Genomic DNA, 19,539 nt, shown 5'->3' on the forward strand with positions numbered 1-19,539 from the left:
CTATCAACTCATATGCTGTTTGATTTCACCGGCGCGCCTGTCGAAATAATTTTCAACTTCATTAAACCAATTGTGGATTTGTTGTTGTGCTTCGCTGAGATATTTTTCTATAGCTAAATATAAATTTTTTTTGTTTCGATTTGGCTCAACGATAAGATAATTCGTCATCGCTGCTCCAAATGCCGCCGCAAAAAGTAAACCGACGGGCACTGGCACAAGGTTTGAAACCGAAAGTCCTGTCGCTAGTACAGCCCCTATTGTGCTAATGCCCCCAATAGCGAGAACTCCACCGCCAACTTTGGCAGCTTGCATAATACGAGGTGCTTCCTGATAGTCGACGGTAGTGTTTAATGTAAACTGGTATTTATTGAGAATTTCTTGACGTAAATTTAGTGCTAAAAACTCATTTTGCCGAGTTATGTGAGTAGCAAAAAACGGGGTTTCAAAAAGCGCATCATCCAACTCGAAAAGCATATCGCTCAATATATTTTTACTACGTGAAACCATTTCTGAACTAACGCGCTGGCTAATCCTATGCACCGAATCGTTAAATGAATTTGTCTCATCAAGGATTTTCGTCACTTCTGTTCTAAGATCGTTAAACATTTTATCGACTTTGGTTTTGATTTTTTTATTGTGCATTTTTTGCAATGCCTCCCTGTATTTTTGCCGCATCTGAATTCGCAGATGAAATACATTTAATTAAGATCGTTAGCTCTTTGATTATTTTTTTATTTTGTTCGGCTGTAATCTTTGCTTCCATAATGATATCCAACTCTTTTTTCTTGTTATCAGCATTTTCCGAAAGCTCTTGAATATATCGTGACCTGATGTTTTCTGTAAACTCGCCTAAGTTGTCGATTAAGGCATTCCTGATCTCATCGAGGCGAGATATAATGTTTTCCTTAATGATAGTATAGTGTCTTTTCTTTGAATATTCCGAATAATATTTAGTTTTTTTAAACGTCACGCCATCTTCATATGACTTTGTTTCTTCAGCTTTTGATTTGGTTGACTCGCGAATTTCGTCAAAAGTTTTTTCTGTAAAATCTGGCATCAATAACTCAAAAGGAATGGTGCTATTATCGCTAAGAGAAATTAATTCTTTGTCGAATTCAGAAACTACATCTTCTTGAAGTGACTTCGTTAATTGCTTAAATTCATCTATCTTTTCGATTGCTTTACGTTCCAATTCACTAAATGATTCGCTCGAATCCTCACTAATTGAAGACACTTGAGTCTTAAAATCTAATACGGCTTGATTGGCAGTTTTGTAAATTACTCCTTCGTCGCCTCGAAATCGACGCACCMCCGCATCGACGCCTTTGTACATTTTATTGTTGATAACATCCAGTTCTCCTTTAATGTTTGCAATCTTTTTTGCCAATTCATTAGGATCTTCACCTTTTTGACGAAACATATCCACTTGTAAATTTAAATCATTCCAAAGCTTCGTATAAATTTTGCAAATTGAATCAAGTAATGAACCAAGTAGAATATAATGTGCTTTTCTTCCAAAAACTTCTAGGGAATTGTAGATTTGCTCAAATCTAGACATTTCTTGGAGTTTTGTTATTAAATCACCCTTACCAAAAATACCATTTGTTTCGGTATAAGCTTTTACAACAAAATCATCTAGTGTTTCAGTCTCATTTAATCGACGTAGTTCGGCTTCGATATCATCAATTGCAGAGAACTTTTTGGCGTAAAGCTCTGCTTTACTGTCAACCAGAATAATATTTCTATGATCTAAACTGTTGAATTGTTTGTGTGCTTCTGATTCTAAACGACGCAAATCGTTGGGTGTCACATTTGTAGCGCGTGTCAGGACAAGAAAAAGCGCATTCTTATTGCGAGCTACGCTCGTATTACGCATGAATTGGTTAAACTGAGTGGACTCTAAAGCCTGGCCTGACACAGGCTTCAAGAAAATAATAGCATCGGCACTTTCGATATACTTTGATGTGATCTCGGCAACTCCTCCATGAGCACACACCCCTGGACTGTCAATAATTTCAATTCCACGCATTTCATCGCCAAAAGGAAACATTACTTCGATCTTGGTCACAATATTTTGCCAATTATTCTTCTTTTCTTGAATGTAATCCCATATTTTCTTTTTATATTCGTCAGTTGGTATATTATGAATATTAGCCTCTTGAACCTCAGGTGCGTTCAGCAGATCCTCCACCTCTCGTTTAGAGACGCTAATATTTGCACCCTTTGCGTGCGCTCTTAATCCGGATTTAACGAGAATTTCGCTGTTTATTGTAGGTACTGGAATGTCCCGATATTTATCATCTAAAGCGGCATTGTCTTTTAGAAATTGTTTTGCCGAAGAATTCTCTTTGATTTCTTCTTTACGCCCGTTCGCATAGGTTGCTCGAACATAAAACTCTTCTCCATTTTTTATTTCTATTATGGCACTCGTGCATTGTTTAACATCCGTTGGCAAGAGTTCAATACCAAGGTATGCATTGATAAAAGTTGATTTACCACTCTTTGACTCCCCGGCAATCATAAGATTGAAGCGGTCATCACGCACTTTTTCTGCCTTATTACGGATATCAAGCAGCAGTGATCCCAAGCGCTCTAAGGGATTTGGCATTCCTGCCCGTTCAGCATTCACGCTAATATCCTCTAACAACTGCTCGAGCTTTTCATACGAGTTCAATACCTCGTTCTTCCGTGACTTGTAGTCAGTTATCATTTTTTATGCCCTCTTTTGATTTTTGAGAATTTATTTTTCAAACGTATATTATATAAATATTATATTAAAGCTCTTTAATAACTCCTTGAAGGCCAGCGTTGCCCTTTAAATCGAGGCTCAGCTGGATTAATGACCTGCTTCATGTAGTAGCTCTAACCAGAAATGTGAGAGTGCCCAGATATCTTCAAGTCGACGCACTTTATGAGCATGGTTTGCCCCAATAAAACGTGATTAAACGTTCATCATTTGTTCATTCTTCCCCCGCACTGACAGTTCAGTGTGACCATGCAGGCACGATATCGCACTTGCCCAAGCCGCCCCCGCTACTCTGATGAAGCGCTAACCAAAACGCATGTAACAAGGCGGTGGTCACAAAGCGTGCCGGAATCCGCGCGGCTAAGCGCTGCGTCGACATATCAGATCCAAAAGCAAAGTAGAGCATGGCGATTTCCTTAACGTGAGTGTCTATCGGTAGCCAGTTTTTAGTTCGTATCGCTGGTGCCCGGAGTGTTCTGGTAATTCGCGAGTACCTGGGCTGCATTTGCCTTAAGGGTTTCACGCCACGTACTGGGCGCGAGCACTTTAACATTGGTGCTCATACCCATTAGCCACCATAGAGTTTGCTGATCATCGGGCACTAGGGCGGTCAGGCGATACCACCCGCTGTCAGGCAGGGCCTCTATCGTTTGCTGGTCAGACAACGGTGTTTCTTGCAGTAGCCAAGCGACCGGACGTGCGATTTCAGCCTCTAACACCACATCTTCGGGGCCTTGGCGATAGCCAAACGCACCGCTTTGGATATAGTGATCAATATCGAAATCGTCACGGGCTTGCCAGGTGCGCTGACTGAACGTCGCGTGTTTTATACGGTGAAGTGCAAACTGGCGTAAATCCTCAAACCCATCGACATGAGCGAGTAGATAAGTAGCGCTATGTCGGCTGACAATCCCTTGGGGATGAAGTGTTAGGGGCTTTTTTGTTCCAGACGTACGTGACAAATACGTAACATCAATTGCCTTTTGTTCTAGTAGTGCCTCCGCCACCGTCTGCCATGTCTCCTCATTTAGCTCTGCGGGTATTAACGCTTTGCCATTAGGAATAGCGCGGACGCAGCGGGCCCACTTGCTAAGACCGTTAGACGTCAGCCCATCGAGCAGCTGCCGAGCATCATTAAAATGGGCCGATAGCTGACCTACCACTACGGGGGGGAGAAGCCCTTTAAGGTACTCTTCAGCAAGAACAAGCGTTAACGCACTCGGAACATCCAGTGCGGGTAAATGACATTGGAAATCGCGATCAAAATACCAGCGGTAAGGTTTTTGGCTGTCGTCGCAGCCAATCGGAAATTGTGTCGAGAGTTTTTGACCTAAATCGCGCTGTAATGACCGCGTATCGATATGAAAACCACGATCAGCGAGTTTCTCTTTCAGCACGGGGGTGGAGATGCGCCCAGGGGAGCGCGGAATGAGCTGCAGTAGCGTCAAATAGCGGAAAAGCGTATCGCGCGCATCGGACATAGTGACGCCACCCCTGATAGTAATGATGAAAACGAAGAGTTTACCGTGCCTCACAAAACTTAGCGACTCTCTCGGGCAGCGCATCGGCTTCCCGTGAGACTAAATGGGCACGGTGACGCCATAGCGACACGGTGCTCTGTTCAGGTGCCGCATTAGGTATGTGCGCCCAGAGCGCGGCGGGATGTATGTCGACCGTTTTCTCTAAAGATGTATTGGGGTGTCCTTCAAGCCACCGATATACCTCCAGCGCGCTTCGCCCAACGCAGACGGGAAACAGCAGCGCATCAAAGGGGAGTGTAATTCCCAGCTCAAGCAACAGTGCGTTCACTTCATGATCACAGGCGAGGTGCCAGCGATGATGGTTAGCGACCAGCGGTGCCGTTAAGTGGCCCGCTACGCAATGCCAGATTAAATGTGCATGTAAAAAACGGCGTGATTCATCGGATAGACGAGCACTGTAGTGCGGGCTGAAATAGAGATGCCGCCCATCGGTGCTCGCAGAATCAAACGACGGCGCCACGACCGGCGTTAGGGTTAAAAGCTGGCTTAAAAAATTCATGATAGGGAGCGTGTTAGCCCAGGCGTCGCGATCCGCTTGCCACTTGGAGAGCTCTTGCTGGGTGGTCACCGAAGCGATTAATGAGCACATTTGCATATACCTACCTTCCCTGAGTGATGAAGGTAGTACGCTACGGGAGTGCTGCGACAACTAATGCCGCATGAAATAACAATGGATCAAAATGATGCGATGCATAGTGTTATCCTGCTCAGCCAGCCACTCCTTCTAGCAGCAATACTTTCCACGGTGTGATGGCCTCAATGGCACAAAGGTTTGGCAGTGATGGTTATGGATAGGCCCATGGTGCTTCTGAAGTAAAGCAGCATCTCGGGCCATATGCTCAGCACCCTAGCGTGTATTAAAAATGCTACCCGCCGGTCATTCAGTGTTTGCAGTCCTGCCGTAGATGTCACGCGATATAACGCCTTCATATACGCGGTGGCCAGTCGCTGTGTATCGCTCAGTATCTCTTTCAGTCAAGTACTTCCAAAGCCAAAATGGCTAGGCGTTAACGTGTCTTCAATCAGCAACAGCAAGCCCGGCCTGCATCCGCCGCCGTAATTCGCTAAGACAAATGCAGTATCACGTAAAGACCGGTGTGATGCCGTAACAGCATCGTTGGCGATATGGCGATATGGCGATATGGCGATATGGCGTTCGGGGGAGAGGGGGCGCTTTCCGAAGTGATCATCATGATGTGTTAAGAAGCACCGGTAAGGCACTACCGCCAAAGATCAAAACTGTCCTAAAACCGAACATCTTAAAATCACGCTATGTGACCGTCTTGAAGGTGGAGTTGGACGTCTGTCGGTGAAAGTGAAAAAGCTATTAGAGCCTTATTTTATTTTAAAATATTGATTTTAAAAGATTATATTGATGTTTATTGATAGGTTGTCCTGTCGGCTAAATTCATCAACATGGCTTGAAATTAGCCTCCGAAGCCGAGGGTCGCAGGTTCAAATCCTGCCGGGCGCGCCAAACATCAGAAAAGGGGCCTGCGAGAAATCGTGGGCCCCTTTTTTGGGCTGCTATCGGCCAGAAACGGTATTTTAGGTATTTCTGATATAACGCCACCAGAAGGCGCAGACAACACAAATCGAAGCGGCGTGTTGCCTGCCGCTCTGGCTGGGATTGTTATGACTCTGCATCTGAAGGTCTCTTCTTAAGGTCAACTTTGGCAACCTGTGTCTCTATCGTTTTATTACTTAGAAACACATCAATTTTGTGTAGACTGGGAAGCTCTGCCAATAGGCATTTTTCAAGTTGATCGCGAATGCGCGCAACTTCTCTGTACTCCTGCCGCCCTACCTCAACTAGATCTCCGGTTTCCTGAAATAATAAATGACAACGAAAAAACTCTCTGTTGAGATCGGTAGCCGCTTTTTTTGTCTCGTCAGAGATCCAGAACGAGTTATTTTGGCTAGATGAATGTGCAGTGAATCGACTAAAATCATCATAGTCCATAGAGAAAACTTGGTGGTACGTTCGCCTGTCTACGGACTCCGTATCTTGAATCGCAGTTTTTAACGAATTCACCACAGCATAAAGCTCTTCATGAGCAAGTAGACGCTTATCAATGAGCTTTTCAAAGTATTTGTCTTTGTATCCTAAACGGGAAATATAAATCGTCACTAGAGACGAAAGCACAGTTGCAACAATCGCGCTCGAGAGAATGACTCCTAAAATTTCCATTTAGTTTCCTCGAAAGTCATAAAGCTGAGTTAAACAACGGCCCGTCAGGGGCGTGCTGTGAAGGCAGTAGGCCGGTAAGAACTTAAGCGACTTGTTATGAGTGGCACTCATTGGACTATCCTATTATCCTATGACGGAACTCGTTAACTGCCTCTGCATGCTCTGGTTTAAGATCTGGAACTGTCCAAATAGCCCATTGGCTAAAGTTGTTGAATTTAGGCGATTCTTCGAGAATATCGGTAATCATTGATGTTGAAACTAGAACGCCAACTATTCTGCTAGACATAAAGTACTTATTGAAATGGCGCTCATGCCTGGCCAAAAAGTCCAAGTTGCGAGCATGTAACTTATCGCCTGCCTCGTCGAAGGTCGAGGCTTTTAGTAACACACTATCAGGGATCATGTCGTCAATATTCATTGCAACAATGCCAAACTCGTGCCTTTTCTCAATCTGAGACACCGCATTGGATAACACTTTCGGAACACCTTTTTCTGAAAATATTTTTTTGCAAGAAAGACCGATATTAAGTTGATTCAGCTTCACAACAACGTCTGGCTCATCTAGGGCTGTATCTGGAATCACTTTCTTAATCTTCGCAAAGGCCTCAAGCTCCCACAGAATGCTTTTTGCATGCGAGATACTTCTATCGAAGAAGTTCAGGGAACCGTTCAGTAGATCCCTCAAATACTTGTCCTTGTTGTTCTCAGACTCCAGCAACCTTACTGCGCTATAAATACGCTCAACATGCAGCGTGCAGAAGAATTTATTCATATTAGTTTCTTCGACGTTGCCTCTCGCCCACTCAGAGGCGACGTCCCTTGCGCTACTCAACAAAGAAAATAGTTGATGTCCACCATGAATCTGGATCTCAGATTTAGAGTATAAATCTTCAATGTAAGATATATGATCACTTATGCCCTCATGGTCGAATCTTTGTTTATCATTCCTTTCAATGGGATCCATATAATCTCTAATATGCTGAAGACGCTGCGAAAATTAGCTTACTCATAACGTCCGGGCCCGTAGGGCCGAATTGCTTGCGATTGTTATAAGTCGTTACACCCTGTTGCATAATATCTCGTCCATATTAGTGACTAGCAATTCGAGATGCTCTATTCGCTTGGCGATTTGATCTTCATCAATATCAATAATACGTCCGTGCCGATTATAGTCTCCAGCATGGGCAATTTGGTGTCTGCGTTCAACTAGCTTGCCGACTGATTTCTTGATCGATGGTTTCAGGCTTTTCCGCGCCGCGTTCTCAGTGATGTTCGCGAGACGGTAGGGCTTAAATATTTGATCAATAACATCAAACTTTTGGGTCGTGTATGATCCGTAGTAATTCTCTATAAGCGTTCTAATTCTTCGATATGGACGCTCCATACTTAGAAGAACAAGTGCTTCCTTGGTGTCCAGGCCAGACTTATACAAAAGATCAATTAATTCGTCGTCAGGCTTATACCTTTGAAGATAAGGAACAAGCTTTTCCGAAAAAGCATCAGTAACATAAGTATCTAGTGCAGCCACAGAGAGCACAACTGCCCCTCGTACGATATCTTTAGGTGTAGGAATCGCAACACCGTTCGCTTGGTCTATAGCCTGCAATTGCTTGTAGGCATCAACTAAGGACTCGCACCGCTTAATAGTTTTTATGAATTTGCTATGCGCGTTCGATGGCACGAACCCTCCTTAGACTTATAGCAGCGTATTAGGCTGACCATTCTATTATTGAATGAACACGATGGCACTTTTTCCGGCAAATGCAGCCCACCAGATTCTCCCAAGCCCATAATCCATCGGGCTATTATTTTCCATTAGGCCGTTTAGCCAAAATACCCGCGCTTGCTGTATTTCCAAGCACGGTCGTTTTCAGTCTTGGCTGCATAGCTATACGCTGCCTTTTAGCTTTCGGGCACGGCCCAATTCTTACTGAAACTAACCTAGCACAAGCTGCCGAAGTAGGCTGAGTCTCGTAAGCTTTTCTTTTCAACGCTCTTTCGTGGCCTGCTGATTGGGGCATAAATTTTTCTAGCGTTGGCGCGACGCAGTCTTGATTAGATGGGAGCTGGGGAGCAAACACTAACCCCGCGTAAGCTCTTGAAAGCCAAGAGGTGAGGTCATGTACTTATGGTCATCACACTGTTAGCTGCCAGTATGAGGGCTGAGGGCGAGAGGAGGCTAAATGCGAGATCAAGCACAATTCTTAAGCCGACATAAAGTCGTTCCAGCTCCTTACCAAATAGTTATGCTCATCCATAACAGTATTCCACACCGCGATGCGGCTCATTCTTGTCTGGTAGTCTCCGCCGTCGCGGATTTCGCCTCGATGAATCATATCAGCGGTGCCATCAGGGCCCGGAAGGCTCTTAGCGGCAGGTTTTCAGCTATACCAAAAGTCCCMCTCTGCAGTGGATAGGTGAGGGCGGGTCAGTTCTGGGGTGGAAATGTAATAGCCTTGGCGGGCCATGACGAATCCGGGCCATCCAGAAATCCACCAGTGGATGTAGTCATAAGCCGCATCTAGCGGGCGTCTAATCGGTAATACATCAAATTAAGCAAGTCTAAGGTAAGCGTGCCGCAAACAGTGAGGGSGCTTCATAGGAAGCGCCCTCATGGTAACGGTAAAGAGGGTGCGTTACTTAAAACTCGACGGTCGCCGAAAGCTTGAAGGTGCGCGGTTCGCCTTGAATCAAATAATTCGCAAAGGACGTCGAGGCGCCTGACCAGTAATTTTCGTCGGTAACGTTGTCGATGCCTGCGCGCCAGATCCAATCAGCGCCACCGACCGGTGTGGTGTAGCGCAGGCCAAGATCGAGGCGTGTCCAGGAATCCAGCTTCAAGTCGTTGGCTACATCGGCGTACTGCGAGCCCGTGTGCAGGACGCGACCAGTGGCAGTGAGACGCTCGATGAAGGTCGTGTCCCATTCGCCACCAAGCACAAAACGATACTCAGGAACGCCCGTGGCGTCATTTCCTTCGTTGCCATCCTGTGCTTTGGTGAGTTCGGCATCTATCCAGGTCGCGCTGCTAAACAGGCGCACTCCTGTCGTCGGCTCACCGTAAAGGCTTAGCTCCAGGCCGCGATTACGCTGCTCGTTATCCAGGTTGCCGACGCCATCGACGACCGCTGCAGAGGGTAGCTCGATCTGGAACAGGCTAATGCCACCGCCTAAGTTGCCGTAGTCGAACTTAGCGCCCACCTCTTGCTGCTCGGCATGGGCAATGCCCAAGTGCTGCCCAAAGTTCAGCGCTGTGGTATCGGTGACCGTGCCGCTATCCCGCAAAGCTTCGACGTAGTTGGCGTAGAGCGAGATATTATCCGTGGTCTTGAACACTGCGCCGACGGCGGGGGTTACCCGACGATCGGCATAGCGATTGCTGCTGCCGTCGTTAGGACGTTCGTCGATCTCGAGTTCCTGGTAGCGTGCGCCCAGCGTCAGCAACAGTCGGTCATCGATGAATCCAAGCGTATCGCTCAGCGTGACCCCTTGGGAGCGTGTGCGCGTCACGCTGCCCCCCACGAAAGGCGTGCCATCCGGGCGAGATAAATCGACAGGATCGTAGATGTTGGTCGTGCCTGCCGCGAGGAAATTCCAGTCCGTGTCGAACTTGCGATAGGCGCTAGAGTAGCCAACGGTGATGTCATGACTAACCGGGCCGGTTAACACATACCCACGAAGCCCCGCCTGGCTGGCGACGTTGTCGATATGGTTGTTGGTCTCGAAGTCGTTGACACTGGCATTACCCGCGTCATCGGTAAGGCTCGGAGTCGCCGACACGATGCCTTCCTGCGTGCGGTTACCCCCAAAGGCTGCGAAAGCGGTCCAAGTGTTGGTGAGGTCATATTCGCCCCTGACCATGCCGAAATCGGTTTCTAGTTCGGTTCCACCGAAAGAGGGGGTGTAGTTCAAAGAGGAGTCCGGCGCAGTGGGCACCCGAGTGGCCGCGCCGGTTCTGACACTTGAACGGCCGCCATCCAGGGTGAACTTTTGATGACCGACATCGAACAATATCCGGCCTTTATCGCCACGGTAGTCGAGCCCAACGACAACGGAGGTATCGCGCTGGTTTTCGTCATCAATGGCGGCGTCACCACGGCCGCGCGTGGCACTTACCCGTGCTCCCCATTGCTTTTGATCACCATAACGCTGGCTAGCATCGACGCCCACTTCGCCGTAGCCATCGGAGCGGTAGCCACTGGATAGATTGAGCATCGGGTCATCCCCTGCATGCTTGGGCTCGATGTTGATGGTGCCACMAATTCCGCCGCTCCCACCGATGGGAATGCCCGACGTAAAGGCGCTGGCGCCTTTGAAGACTTCGACGCGCTCGGCAAGGTCGCTATTGATGATTTGTCGTGGCAGTACACCGTAGAGGCCGCCATAAGCCACGTCGTCACCGTTCAGGTCAAAACCGCGCACTTTGTACGCTTCGCCATAGATGCCAAAGCCCAGCCCTACCGATACTGAGGCATCGTTCTGAAGCGTATCGCCCAGTGTCTGGGATTGTTGGTTCTCCATCAGCTCACTGGTATAACTGATAACGTTGAAAGGCACGTCCATCGCGTCCTTTTCACCGATCAGGCCCACTCGGCCACCCGCCGCGATTTGGCCACCGGCGAAGGCTGGAGGTGGCGTATCTCCATAGGTCGGTACGGAGCCCGTGACGGTGACGGTATCCAGAGACTGATTGTCAGCACTCGTTTGCGCCCAGGCGGTCGCGGGTGTGATACCCATCGCGATCAGCGTCAGCGCGCGCAGAAGCCGTGCTTTACGGCGCTTAGCCGCTGTGTTGGAGGTGTTCCCAAGAGACATAGTGTCGATCCTATCGTTTTTACAGCAGCGCCCAGCCGCCACGTTTTTATGAAACCGATGTAAGAAAGCGGAGGCTTGGCTGTCGTGCCATGATCACCTTTCCGGTATGGCTTTATATGATAAACAAAATGAGATGTATTAACATATGCGGATGACATTTTTCCGTACTGCCTTGCAAAAAATCCGCATTGACGTCTCAATGTGATTCCTTTTTTCTGATGCTCTCGCTGCTATGTGCCACCGGTCGATGCTCTCTTTCTTGGCTCGCTGCTGTTTAACGGCCGCTTGCTTGCTGCCCTTGTCGAGTGCCCMCGCGCAGTGGGCCACTATCAACTGGACCATTGCCGAAACGCTACTGGCCATTGACGCGCCGCTGAGTGGTACCGCTCAACAAAATGGCTACCATGAGTGGGTAGGGGAGCCAAGGATCCCCGACGGCGTTGCAGATCTTGGCCTGCGATCACAGCCCAACCTCGAACTCATGGCGCAATCGCCACCGACGCAAACGTTCACTTCGCCGATGTTCGCCAGTTTGACAGAGCGTCTGGAGAGAATTGCCCCCGTCACGTCGTTCTCCCCCTATTCACCCGGCACTCATACCTGGCAAGAGATACAAACACTCACCCGGCAGCTAGGTGAGTTGACCGGCCACCGGCTGCAGGCAGCGCAGCTAATCAACGAAACGCATGCGTTGATGGACACGCTTAGCCAACAGCGCCCCGATGCACCGCCGCTACTGATGGTGCAATTCATGGATGCCCGTCATGTCAGGATTTTTGGCGACAACAGTCTCTATAATGCGGTGCTTGAACGAATCAATTTGACCAATGCCTGGGATCGGCCCACCAACGCCTGGGGATTTTCACTCGTGGGTATCGAAGCGCTCTACGACTATCCTGAGGCCACTCTGGTCGTTGTCGAACCGGTGCCCGCTGGGGTCGAAGACACGCTGGCGAAAAGTGGTTTATGGCAACATTTACCCAGCGTTAAAAACGCCACTCTATTGCGCTTACCACCGGTATGGAGTTTTGGCGCGCTGCCTTCCGCTCAACGCTTTGCTCGGGAGCTGGTTTCTGCACTGACGTCGCGCACCCCCCTTGAGTAAGCGATTGCGCGCTTAATCCCATTTTTCGATCAGGCTAATTGCTAGATCAAGCACAAGGCTTAAGCCGACATAAAGTCATTCCAGCGCCTTACCAAATAGTTATGCTCATCCATGACGGTATTCCACACCGCGATGCGGCTCATTCTTGTCTGGTAGTCTCCGCCGTCGCGGATTTCGCCTCGATGAATCATGTCAGAGCTGCCATCAGGGCCCGGAAGGCTCTTGGCGGCGGGTTTGCCGCCATACCAAAAGTCCCACTCCGCAGCTGAAAGGTGAGGGCGGGTCAGTTCTGGGGKGGAAATGTAATAGCCTTGGCGGGCCATGACGGCACCGGGCCATCCAGAAATCCACCAGTTGAGGTAGTCATAAGCCGCATCTAGCGTGCGKCCTTTCACATGCCGCGAGATTGACATGCCGCCATACCAGGCGCGATAGCCCTCTGTTGGCGCCGCCATGCGCACCTGGATGTTGCGTTTTTTGAGATCCGTCATAGCGGGCGACCATAGGCTTTCGATGCCGACCCGGCCGCGTACCATATCTGAAGAGGCTTGATCCTGGTTGCTCCAGAAGGCGCGAAAGTGTTGCTGACGCTTGAGATTGATAAGGCAATCAATAAGGCTGTCGATCTCTGCCACGCTGAGATTGCCCAGGTCTTCGAACTCGACCAGCCCTGCTGCTTTGGCTGCCAGTGCGGCGTCTATTGCGCCGATGGCGCTGTCATTTTGCAGGCTGACCATGCCTTTCCAGCGCTTGTCCAACAACCAGCTCCAGCTCTCTTTGTTGATATCCAACCCTTTGGGGAGCATGTCGGTGCGATAACCGAAGCTGTCCACATTGTGGCTAACAGGAAGCATGGTGATATGCCCACTGGGGCGAGAACCGTAACTGCCATCGGGTTGAACATAGAGGAGGTTGACCGGGTTACTGCCTGCCCCCAGGGGGGCGTGGGGTGTCAGCCTACCTGTCTTGGGGAGGTCATTGATCATGTCCCAGTGTTTAATGCGATCCACCTGAATGGGTTGAATCGCATTAGCGGGCCAGACGAAGTCCACGTTGTGAAACCACTGGTCATAGATATCGAAGCTGTCAGGAGTTAGCACCCCCGCTTGCTGTGCGGCAACGCCATCGAGCACCTCAAAGGTGAGGCGAAGGCCCAAGTCTTCCCGAGCACGCTTGCGAATGCTTTCAAGCAGCGTCACCGAGGTGCCGAGCACCCTTAGGGTAACGGGGCCTCGCTGCACATAGGGCATGGCTAGCGGTTTGGGGGATGCAGCTTCATGCATGGAATATCCTGGGGCTTGGGTGGTTGCTAACGGCATTCATGAAGGTATTCAGCGAGTCTGTCACGCACTTGGCGGTGATGCCATGAGTGATGAAAATCAGCTCCGAGATGCGGTCGTCTTTAGGCCAGGCGTCTATGTGCTCTGGCGGGTGAATGGTGTGCTGAACGCCATGTATGATCACCGGGCGGGTATCCCCTTTGACATGCAGCACGCCTTTGACGCGCATGATGTGACTGCCATGGCGGTTGAGCAACATCGAGAGCCAAAGGCCAAAGCACGTCCAGTCCACTTCGCCGTCGAAGCAGAGGCGGAATGACTGAACATCTCCAAGGTGAGAAACCGCGTCAGGTGCTGGCGGCTTACGCCAGGGCCCAAGCCATGTTTTTACCTCTGAGTAGCTGTAGTGGTCAATATGCGGCCCACTGCCGAATAGCTCATCACTGGCCTGGTTTAAGGCTTCCTGCCCCAATTGCTGCGCTGCCGGGTTGATGGTGTCAATCAGGCTTTGAACCTCATCAAGCTGGGTTTGATCGACCAGGTCGACCTTACTGATGACGAGTTTGTCGGCGACGGCAATCTGAGATTCCCACACCGGCTGGAGCTTGCGGCTGGCAGTGGCGTTGAGGGCATCGACCAGAGTGAGATTGGTGCCTGGGCGCAGATGGTGCCGCAGTACAGGATCAGCGGTGATCGTTGAGGCAATGGGGCCGGGGTCGGCCAGGCCAGTGGTTTCCAGAATGATGCGTTTGAAGGGCGGAATTTTGCCKTCCTGCCGCTGTGACATCAGGCGCCTTAACGCATCAGACAGTTCGCCACGAATGGTGCAGCAGACACAGCCACTGGAGAGCAGCACGGCATCTTCGGCGATTTCACCCAGCAGGCGGTTATCTAGGCCCACGTCGCCAAATTCGTTGATCAGCACGGCGCTGTCGCCGAAGTCTTCACTGGCGAGTACCGATTTGAGCAAGGTGGTTTTGCCACTGCCCAGAAAGCCCGATATCACGTGAACCGGTAGCAGTGGCGTCTTGTCGTTCATTGATCGGCTCCTCTCTGGGGCAGGCTAGAAACATCTAAGCATTAGCTTAACGATGCCAGAAAATTTGCATCCAACGGGTCTATATCCCGCCCGGTCATCAGCTCGGCTTGGCGCCAGATGCCGCCCAGATCCTGCACAATCTCGCGTTTGCCTGTTGCGCTGGCAATCACAAAGCTGGACGCCTGAAAATCCTCGAGCACTAGACGATGTGGCTTGAGTACGCGGTTGATTAGTTCTGCCCGATAGGCCCTGGCACGGCGACGCTCGTAATGAGCCTGTTCAGGGTCTTCAATGTGAGTGCTCCAGTGGTTTTCACCGCCGAATACGCCGCATAATCCGCACATAACAGCTCCTTTAACAGTTGATTCAGAGTGGCAACGGGCCTATTGGGTGGCAACCGGGATGCCCAAGTGATCGCTGGCGGCAAGCGCTACTCTTATGAGTGCCTCATCTTCTCCGCAAGGCGCCGTTAGCTGGATGCTGGTGTGCTGCTGGTTCTCGTCCACACCGCTGGGCAGTGCGATAGCGGGGGAGTCCAGCAGGCTTGCCACCATGCTTAGCCGCAACGTGGCGAGATTCACTTCAGCGAAACGCTCTGGGTTATCTTCCAAAGGGGCAAGGAGGGGTGCCGTGTGAGCAACCGTGGGTGAGAGTAGCGTCGCCCCGGCGAGTTCACGGCGAAGCTGCGCTTGCAGTGACCTGCGCTGGCGATAAAGCGTCACTATGCTGTCCGGTGCCATCTTCTGCGCACTCAATAATCGCTGCCGAACCCTTGGATCCATAGCCTCTGCAGCGTCACTTTCCAACAGCTCACGGTACTCGGTGTAAGCTTCTGCTGCGCCCAGCCAGCCGTGATGTTGAATGAGGTGCAGGGTGTCGCTCACGCTGGCAAGCTTTCGTCTGACCAGGTGAAAGCCAGCATTAATAAGCTGCTTGGCGCTGCGTTCCAGGTTTTGCCGCACGGCTTCTTCGATACGCTCATCGTCCAGGTAGGCGGTATCCAGCACGATGACCGTGCGCTCGGGGTCAGCACCCTCCCGCGCTGTGACCTCTTCTCCTCGCATGACATCGTCGATGGCCAGGCAGTCTTCCAAGGAATTAGCGATGACACCAATGGTGTCCAGACTATGGGCTAGGGGAGTGACGCCTTGCCGACTATGGCGAGCCTGGGATGGGCGATAGGATGCCAGACCATTAAAGGCGGCAGGTACACGAAGCGAGCCTGCCGTATCGGTTCCGATTGCTGCAGGGACGATACCCTTGGCAACGGCCACTGCTGAGCCGGAGCTGGAGCCGCCGGGCACCCTGGGTTCTCCGGTACCCGGCGTATGGTGAGGCGTGCCATAGTTCGGGTTCAGCCCCAGGCCTGAGTAGGCCAGTTCAGTTAAATTGGTCTTGCCCAGGCATACCATGCCAGCCGCTGTCGCATGGCGAACCGCCGTGGCATCGTACGTAGAGGGCTTTTCGGCGAGCACTCGGCTGCCAGCAGTCGTCACTGTCCCAGCTATATCGAACAGATCCTTCCAGGCGATCGGGACACCATCGAGCGGCCCTAGCGAAGCGCCGTGCGCTTGGCGCCGAGCAGCGGCTTCGGCCTCGAACATGGCGCGCTCCGCAGTGAGCGATATAAAAACTGAGTCACTGTCTTTAGCCGCCACCAGGCATTGCCGCGTCAGCATGACCGGGTCGAGCTTGCCATGTTTGATGGCTTCGCCGATGGCAAGGGCAGTACTTGGATAATGGGCCATAAAAAAGTCCCCCGAGTTAGTCGATTGGCGCTGTAGCGACGATGAAGGCCAACTTAGCGATCTTCACGCTTAAGCGCAGAGGTCGGGATGTCGTCGGTCGTCAGGCGCTCGAAGCGTTTCTGCTCGGTGTAGACCCAATTAAGACCTACTGATGTCGCCAGAAAACGATCATCAAAATTGCTCTCTAGCTCTTCTTGAGGATAGCGACGCAGGATCCAGGTTTTCATCAGTATCACGTACACCACCAACGCGGTGATAAAACCAACGGCATAGGCGTACTCTRGGAATATGAGTGCCATGGCCCCGCCAGCCAGCCAGGCGATAATGCCAGCTGGATTGAAGCCGTTGAAAAAGCGGAACTGGCCTGCGGGATCGTACAAGGCGGGCACATTAAGGCGACGGTGCCGCAAAATATAGTAATCCGCGACCATGATGCCGCCGACAGCGGAGAGTACCGCGCCATAGTAGCTAAGGAAGGTAAACAAATTGTTCAGAATCAGCCAAGGCATGGAAGCGGTGCCGATGATACCGGCGATGACCAAGGCGACAGGATAGCTAATACGAGGTGCACCGGCATTGACGAAGGTAAGGGCGGCCGGAATCAGGTTGGCGGCATTATTGGTAGACCACTGAGCCAATATCACCATGGCTAATAGTGCCACCATGGTGAAGCCCCCGCCCTGGCCTTGAATGACGGTGACGGGGTTCCAGTCACCTGCCGCGATAAAGGACACGCCACCAATCAACGCAACCCAGGCCTGGGTCGCAGGTAAGGCCAGAAACTGTGCGACGAAGACGTTGCGATTGCGGGCGAAGAAGCTGCGTTGTCCTCCTGGCGTGCGTAGGAAGCGGGTCAAGTTGGGAATATCCACCGCTAGTGCTGACCAAAAAGCCATGTTGGCGAAGAACAGCGCCAAAGGCACTACTTGTTGATCGCCAACAAACGTCCAGATATTGATGCCGTTGGTCTCAGCTAACACGTTGAGCGTGAAGTACATCCAGACTGAGATGGCGACGATGCAGGGGGCGGCGATAGAGGCCAGTAATTCTACTGCGCGAATGCCGAGAGCGGTGTTGACGATCTGCACTACCGCGAAAAGCACATACCACAATACCCAATTATCAAACCCCCACAGGTACTCCACAATGCCGTTAAGGGCCAGGGCGCCGAGGTAAGTTTGTACACCGAACCAAATGGCAGCGACCACGCCCCTGGAGACCGCAGGAAGATGCGTGCCCTTGAGCCCAAAGGGGGCGCGTAAGTAGACGGCAAAAGAGAGACCGTGTTCTGTACCAATATCAGCGGTAAGACTCATGACGATGCCAAGCACAAGGTTGGCAAAAAAGATGATAGCCACGACCTGAATCAGTGGTAGGCCAGCAACACCCCCCGCGCCGAGTTGGAAGGTGGCAATGATGACGGCCATCCCAATCCACAACCATATAAAACCAAAGAATCCAATCGTTCGCTGGTTCAGCCAGACCGGCAAAATGGAGGCTTCCAGCAAGTTCTTGTGGCTATTGTCTGATCCAGCCGACGTTGCTGATTCGTTGATATGTTTTGTATGTCCCATTGCATTGTTCCCCTGAATTGTTGGTAGTCAGTTTTGGTGACAATGGCGTGCTCATTTTTAAAGTTATAAAATGTAGTATGGATACAAAAAACATTATCTGGCAAGTGGCGTGCTGTAATTCTACGGCGCAGACTGGCGTTAAATAATCTAATATTTTGTTTTGCATGGAAAAAATTACACGAAATCTTGGTGAGTATCAGTTTGAGGGTGTTTGGCAGGCTGTTGCCGGTTTTGCTCGGCTCAAAAGGCGGGGTGGGAAGTGTTAAGATATAACAATTTACGTGTATCTTTGCCTTGATGGTGGTAGCTAAGTAGGACTTGGTAATAACTAGGGAAGGATAAGTTTGTGGAGGATGTGGTTCTGACCATTGACGATAGTTCTAACAGCGTTCAAGAAGGGCAAGCTCCACGCTATGCCAAGATTCAAGAATCGTTACGCGATGCCATTCTGTCTCAGCGTTTGCCGCCCAGCTTGGTGCTGCTTGAGGGGCCGCTTGCGAGGATGTATGGAACCAGTCGTGGGCCAGTACGCAAGGCGCTTGAGCTATTGCATCAAGAGGGGGTGATAAGTCGCTTTGAGGGGCGTGGCTTTTTGGCGACGCCGGAGCCTGAAACGGTAACGCCGGAGCGTCAGACGCTGACACCGGAGATGTTGGGGCTAGCCCCTGACTATAAGTCCCAGATCGATGCCCGTCCGATATCTGATCGTATATATGCCGAGGTGGAGGAGGCTGTTGCTACTTGCTTAGCCTTTGGTCACTTTCGCATCGTTGAGACGACGCTGAGTGAATATTATGGCGTCAGTCGTACCGTCGCCAGGCAAGTGTTGGGACGCCTTCGTAACCAAAGGTTGGTAGAAAAAGATAATTACTCGCACTGGTTGGCGGGGCCCCTTACTGCCCAGGCAGTGGCTGAAGATTTCGAAATTCGTGCTCTGCTTGAGCCGGCGGCTCTTAGGGCTTCAGGCCCTCTGCTGGATAAAGCTGAACTAGAGGCCATGAAAGCAAACACTCAGCGCTTGATTGACCATCCTGAACTACAGAGTGCGGAATCGATCACACACCTTGAGCAAGATTTGCATCAGCGATGCCTGCGTCATTACCGAAMCCGCAAGGCTTGCGAGATGATTGCTCAGAGCCAACTGCCGGTCATCGTAAACCGTATGTTTTTTCAAACGGTCGGTGTGCCCCCGAACGAGCCCCTTTTGAGGGAGCATCAGTTGGTGCTTGATCATCTATTGTTTGGTGCTTTCGATGCTGCCGCTTCAAGTTTACAAGCCCATCTCCAGGCGGCTGCCGAGCGTACCCGGCGCCGGCTAAAGGTATTGTCAGTTTTTCCAGAGCCAGACCTCCCGCCTTACCTGCTCAAAATTTCTTGAGCCGCTCTCTTTGAACGCCCCTGTTGTCCTGTTAAAGCGCTAGCTACTTGCGATAAGGGCAGTTTCTAGCGCTTTGGGCTCTCTTCTGAAACGTAACCTGGATTTAAAAGTCAAAAAAATGC

At 50.6% G+C, this 19,539-nt stretch carries 16 protein-coding genes; 2 read left to right on the forward strand and 14 right to left on the reverse strand.

Going from position 1 to position 19,539, the window contains the following annotated elements:
- Positions 1-3: 3 nt before the first annotated feature.
- The 9 genes from HALO_RS01965 to HALO_RS02010 all read right to left on the reverse strand — a co-directional run bounded on the left by HALO_RS01965 (position 4) and on the right by HALO_RS02010 (position 11,293).
- Complete coding sequence (locus tag HALO_RS01965; protein WP_035581543.1) at positions 4-642, reverse strand: hypothetical protein; 639 nt, start codon at positions 640-642, stop codon at positions 4-6.
- Positions 632-2,629 (reverse strand): dynamin family protein, encoded by a 1,998-nt coding sequence (locus HALO_RS01970; protein ID WP_157693150.1) that lies wholly within the window; start codon positions 2,627-2,629, stop codon positions 632-634. Before HALO_RS01970 ends, HALO_RS01965 begins: the two co-directional genes overlap by 11 nt.
- A gap of 355 nt (positions 2,630-2,984) precedes the next feature.
- On the reverse strand, positions 2,985-3,152 hold the full coding sequence (locus HALO_RS01975; RefSeq protein ID WP_231896794.1) for a hypothetical protein: 168 nt from the start codon (positions 3,150-3,152) through the stop codon (positions 2,985-2,987).
- A gap of 40 nt (positions 3,153-3,192) precedes the next feature.
- A complete protein-coding gene (locus HALO_RS01980; RefSeq protein WP_035581540.1) occupies positions 3,193-4,227 on the reverse strand; it encodes a helix-turn-helix transcriptional regulator in 1,035 nt (344 codons plus the stop codon).
- Positions 4,228-4,267: 40 nt separating this feature from the next.
- Positions 4,268-4,882 (reverse strand): DUF2201 family putative metallopeptidase, encoded by a 615-nt coding sequence (locus tag HALO_RS01985; protein ID WP_035581538.1) that lies wholly within the window; start codon positions 4,880-4,882, stop codon positions 4,268-4,270.
- 1,038 nt (positions 4,883-5,920) lie between these two features.
- On the reverse strand, positions 5,921-6,478 hold the full coding sequence (locus tag HALO_RS01990; RefSeq protein WP_035581535.1) for a hypothetical protein: 558 nt from the start codon (positions 6,476-6,478) through the stop codon (positions 5,921-5,923).
- Between the two features lie 115 nt (positions 6,479-6,593).
- Entirely contained in the window at positions 6,594-7,442 is an 849-nt protein-coding gene (locus HALO_RS01995) for a hypothetical protein (RefSeq protein WP_035581533.1), read from the reverse strand.
- A 93-nt stretch (positions 7,443-7,535) separates the two neighbouring features.
- Positions 7,536-8,159 carry a HEPN domain-containing protein gene (locus tag HALO_RS02000; protein ID WP_035581531.1) on the reverse strand — a complete coding sequence of 208 codons (624 nt, stop codon included), beginning with the start codon at positions 8,157-8,159 and terminating at the stop codon, positions 7,536-7,538.
- A gap of 959 nt (positions 8,160-9,118) precedes the next feature.
- The gene (locus tag HALO_RS02010) at positions 9,119-11,293 is read right to left on the reverse strand and encodes a TonB-dependent receptor (protein WP_050712949.1); all 2,175 of its coding nucleotides are present in this window, start codon (positions 11,291-11,293) and stop codon (positions 9,119-9,121) included.
- A gap of 247 nt (positions 11,294-11,540) precedes the next feature.
- Here HALO_RS02010 and HALO_RS02015 point away from each other — a divergent pair, with 247 nt between their 5' ends.
- Positions 11,541-12,398, forward strand: coding sequence for an ABC transporter substrate-binding protein (locus HALO_RS02015; protein ID WP_050712950.1), 858 nt, complete (start codon positions 11,541-11,543; stop codon positions 12,396-12,398).
- Between the two features lie 59 nt (positions 12,399-12,457).
- Here the strand turns inward: HALO_RS02015 and HALO_RS02020 are convergent, their stop codons facing one another.
- From HALO_RS02020 to HALO_RS02040, 5 genes are read right to left on the reverse strand one after another with little or no spacing between them, the layout of a single operon-like run.
- Positions 12,458-13,681: an ABC transporter substrate-binding protein gene (locus HALO_RS02020; RefSeq protein WP_092490803.1), complete on the reverse strand. Its 1,224-nt coding sequence runs from the start codon at positions 13,679-13,681 to the stop codon at positions 12,458-12,460.
- Positions 13,674-14,717: a CobW family GTP-binding protein gene (locus HALO_RS02025; RefSeq protein WP_050712951.1), complete on the reverse strand. Its 1,044-nt coding sequence runs from the start codon at positions 14,715-14,717 to the stop codon at positions 13,674-13,676. The genes HALO_RS02020 and HALO_RS02025 overlap by 8 nt, the downstream gene beginning before the upstream one ends.
- Positions 14,718-14,758: 41 nt before the next feature.
- A complete protein-coding gene (locus HALO_RS02030) occupies positions 14,759-15,061 on the reverse strand; it encodes a hypothetical protein (protein WP_035581522.1) in 303 nt (100 codons plus the stop codon).
- A 39-nt stretch (positions 15,062-15,100) separates the two neighbouring features.
- Positions 15,101-16,465, reverse strand: coding sequence for an amidase family protein (locus HALO_RS02035; protein WP_050712952.1), 1,365 nt, complete (start codon positions 16,463-16,465; stop codon positions 15,101-15,103).
- A gap of 53 nt (positions 16,466-16,518) precedes the next feature.
- The gene (locus tag HALO_RS02040) at positions 16,519-18,039 is read right to left on the reverse strand and encodes an NCS1 family transporter (RefSeq protein ID WP_050712953.1); all 1,521 of its coding nucleotides are present in this window, start codon (positions 18,037-18,039) and stop codon (positions 16,519-16,521) included.
- 346 nt (positions 18,040-18,385) lie between these two features.
- Between HALO_RS02040 and HALO_RS02045 the strand changes: the two genes are divergently transcribed.
- Entirely contained in the window at positions 18,386-19,417 is a 1,032-nt protein-coding gene (locus HALO_RS02045; RefSeq protein WP_197671970.1) for a GntR family transcriptional regulator, read from the forward strand.
- Positions 19,418-19,539: the final 122 nt, after the last annotated feature.

Origin of the sequence: Halomonas sp. R57-5, assembly GCF_900070345.1 — a bacterium.
Lineage (GTDB): Bacteria > Pseudomonadota > Gammaproteobacteria > Pseudomonadales > Halomonadaceae > Vreelandella > Vreelandella ventosae_B.

Bases quoted from the DNA above. Each gene is read 5' to 3' on its own strand.
- HALO_RS01965 (WP_035581543.1), bottom strand. From the start codon at position 642: ATGCACAATAAAAAAATCAAAACCAAAGTCGATAAAATGTTTAACGAT.
- HALO_RS01975 (WP_231896794.1), bottom strand. From the start codon at position 3,152: ATGCTCTACTTTGCTTTTGGATCTGATATGTCGACGCAGCGCTTAGCC.
- HALO_RS01980 (WP_035581540.1), bottom strand. From the start codon at position 4,227: ATGTCCGATGCGCGCGATACGCTTTTCCGCTATTTGACGCTACTGCAG.
- HALO_RS01985 (WP_035581538.1), bottom strand. From the start codon at position 4,882: ATGCAAATGTGCTCATTAATCGCTTCGGTGACCACCCAGCAAGAGCTC.
- HALO_RS01990 (WP_035581535.1), bottom strand. From the start codon at position 6,478: ATGGAAATTTTAGGAGTCATTCTCTCGAGCGCGATTGTTGCAACTGTG.
- HALO_RS01995 (WP_035581533.1), bottom strand. From the start codon at position 7,442: ATGGATCCCATTGAAAGGAATGATAAACAAAGATTCGACCATGAGGGC.
- HALO_RS02030 (WP_035581522.1), bottom strand. From the start codon at position 15,061: ATGTGCGGATTATGCGGCGTATTCGGCGGTGAAAACCACTGGAGCACT.
- HALO_RS02035 (WP_050712952.1), bottom strand. From the start codon at position 16,465: ATGGCCCATTATCCAAGTACTGCCCTTGCCATCGGCGAAGCCATCAAA.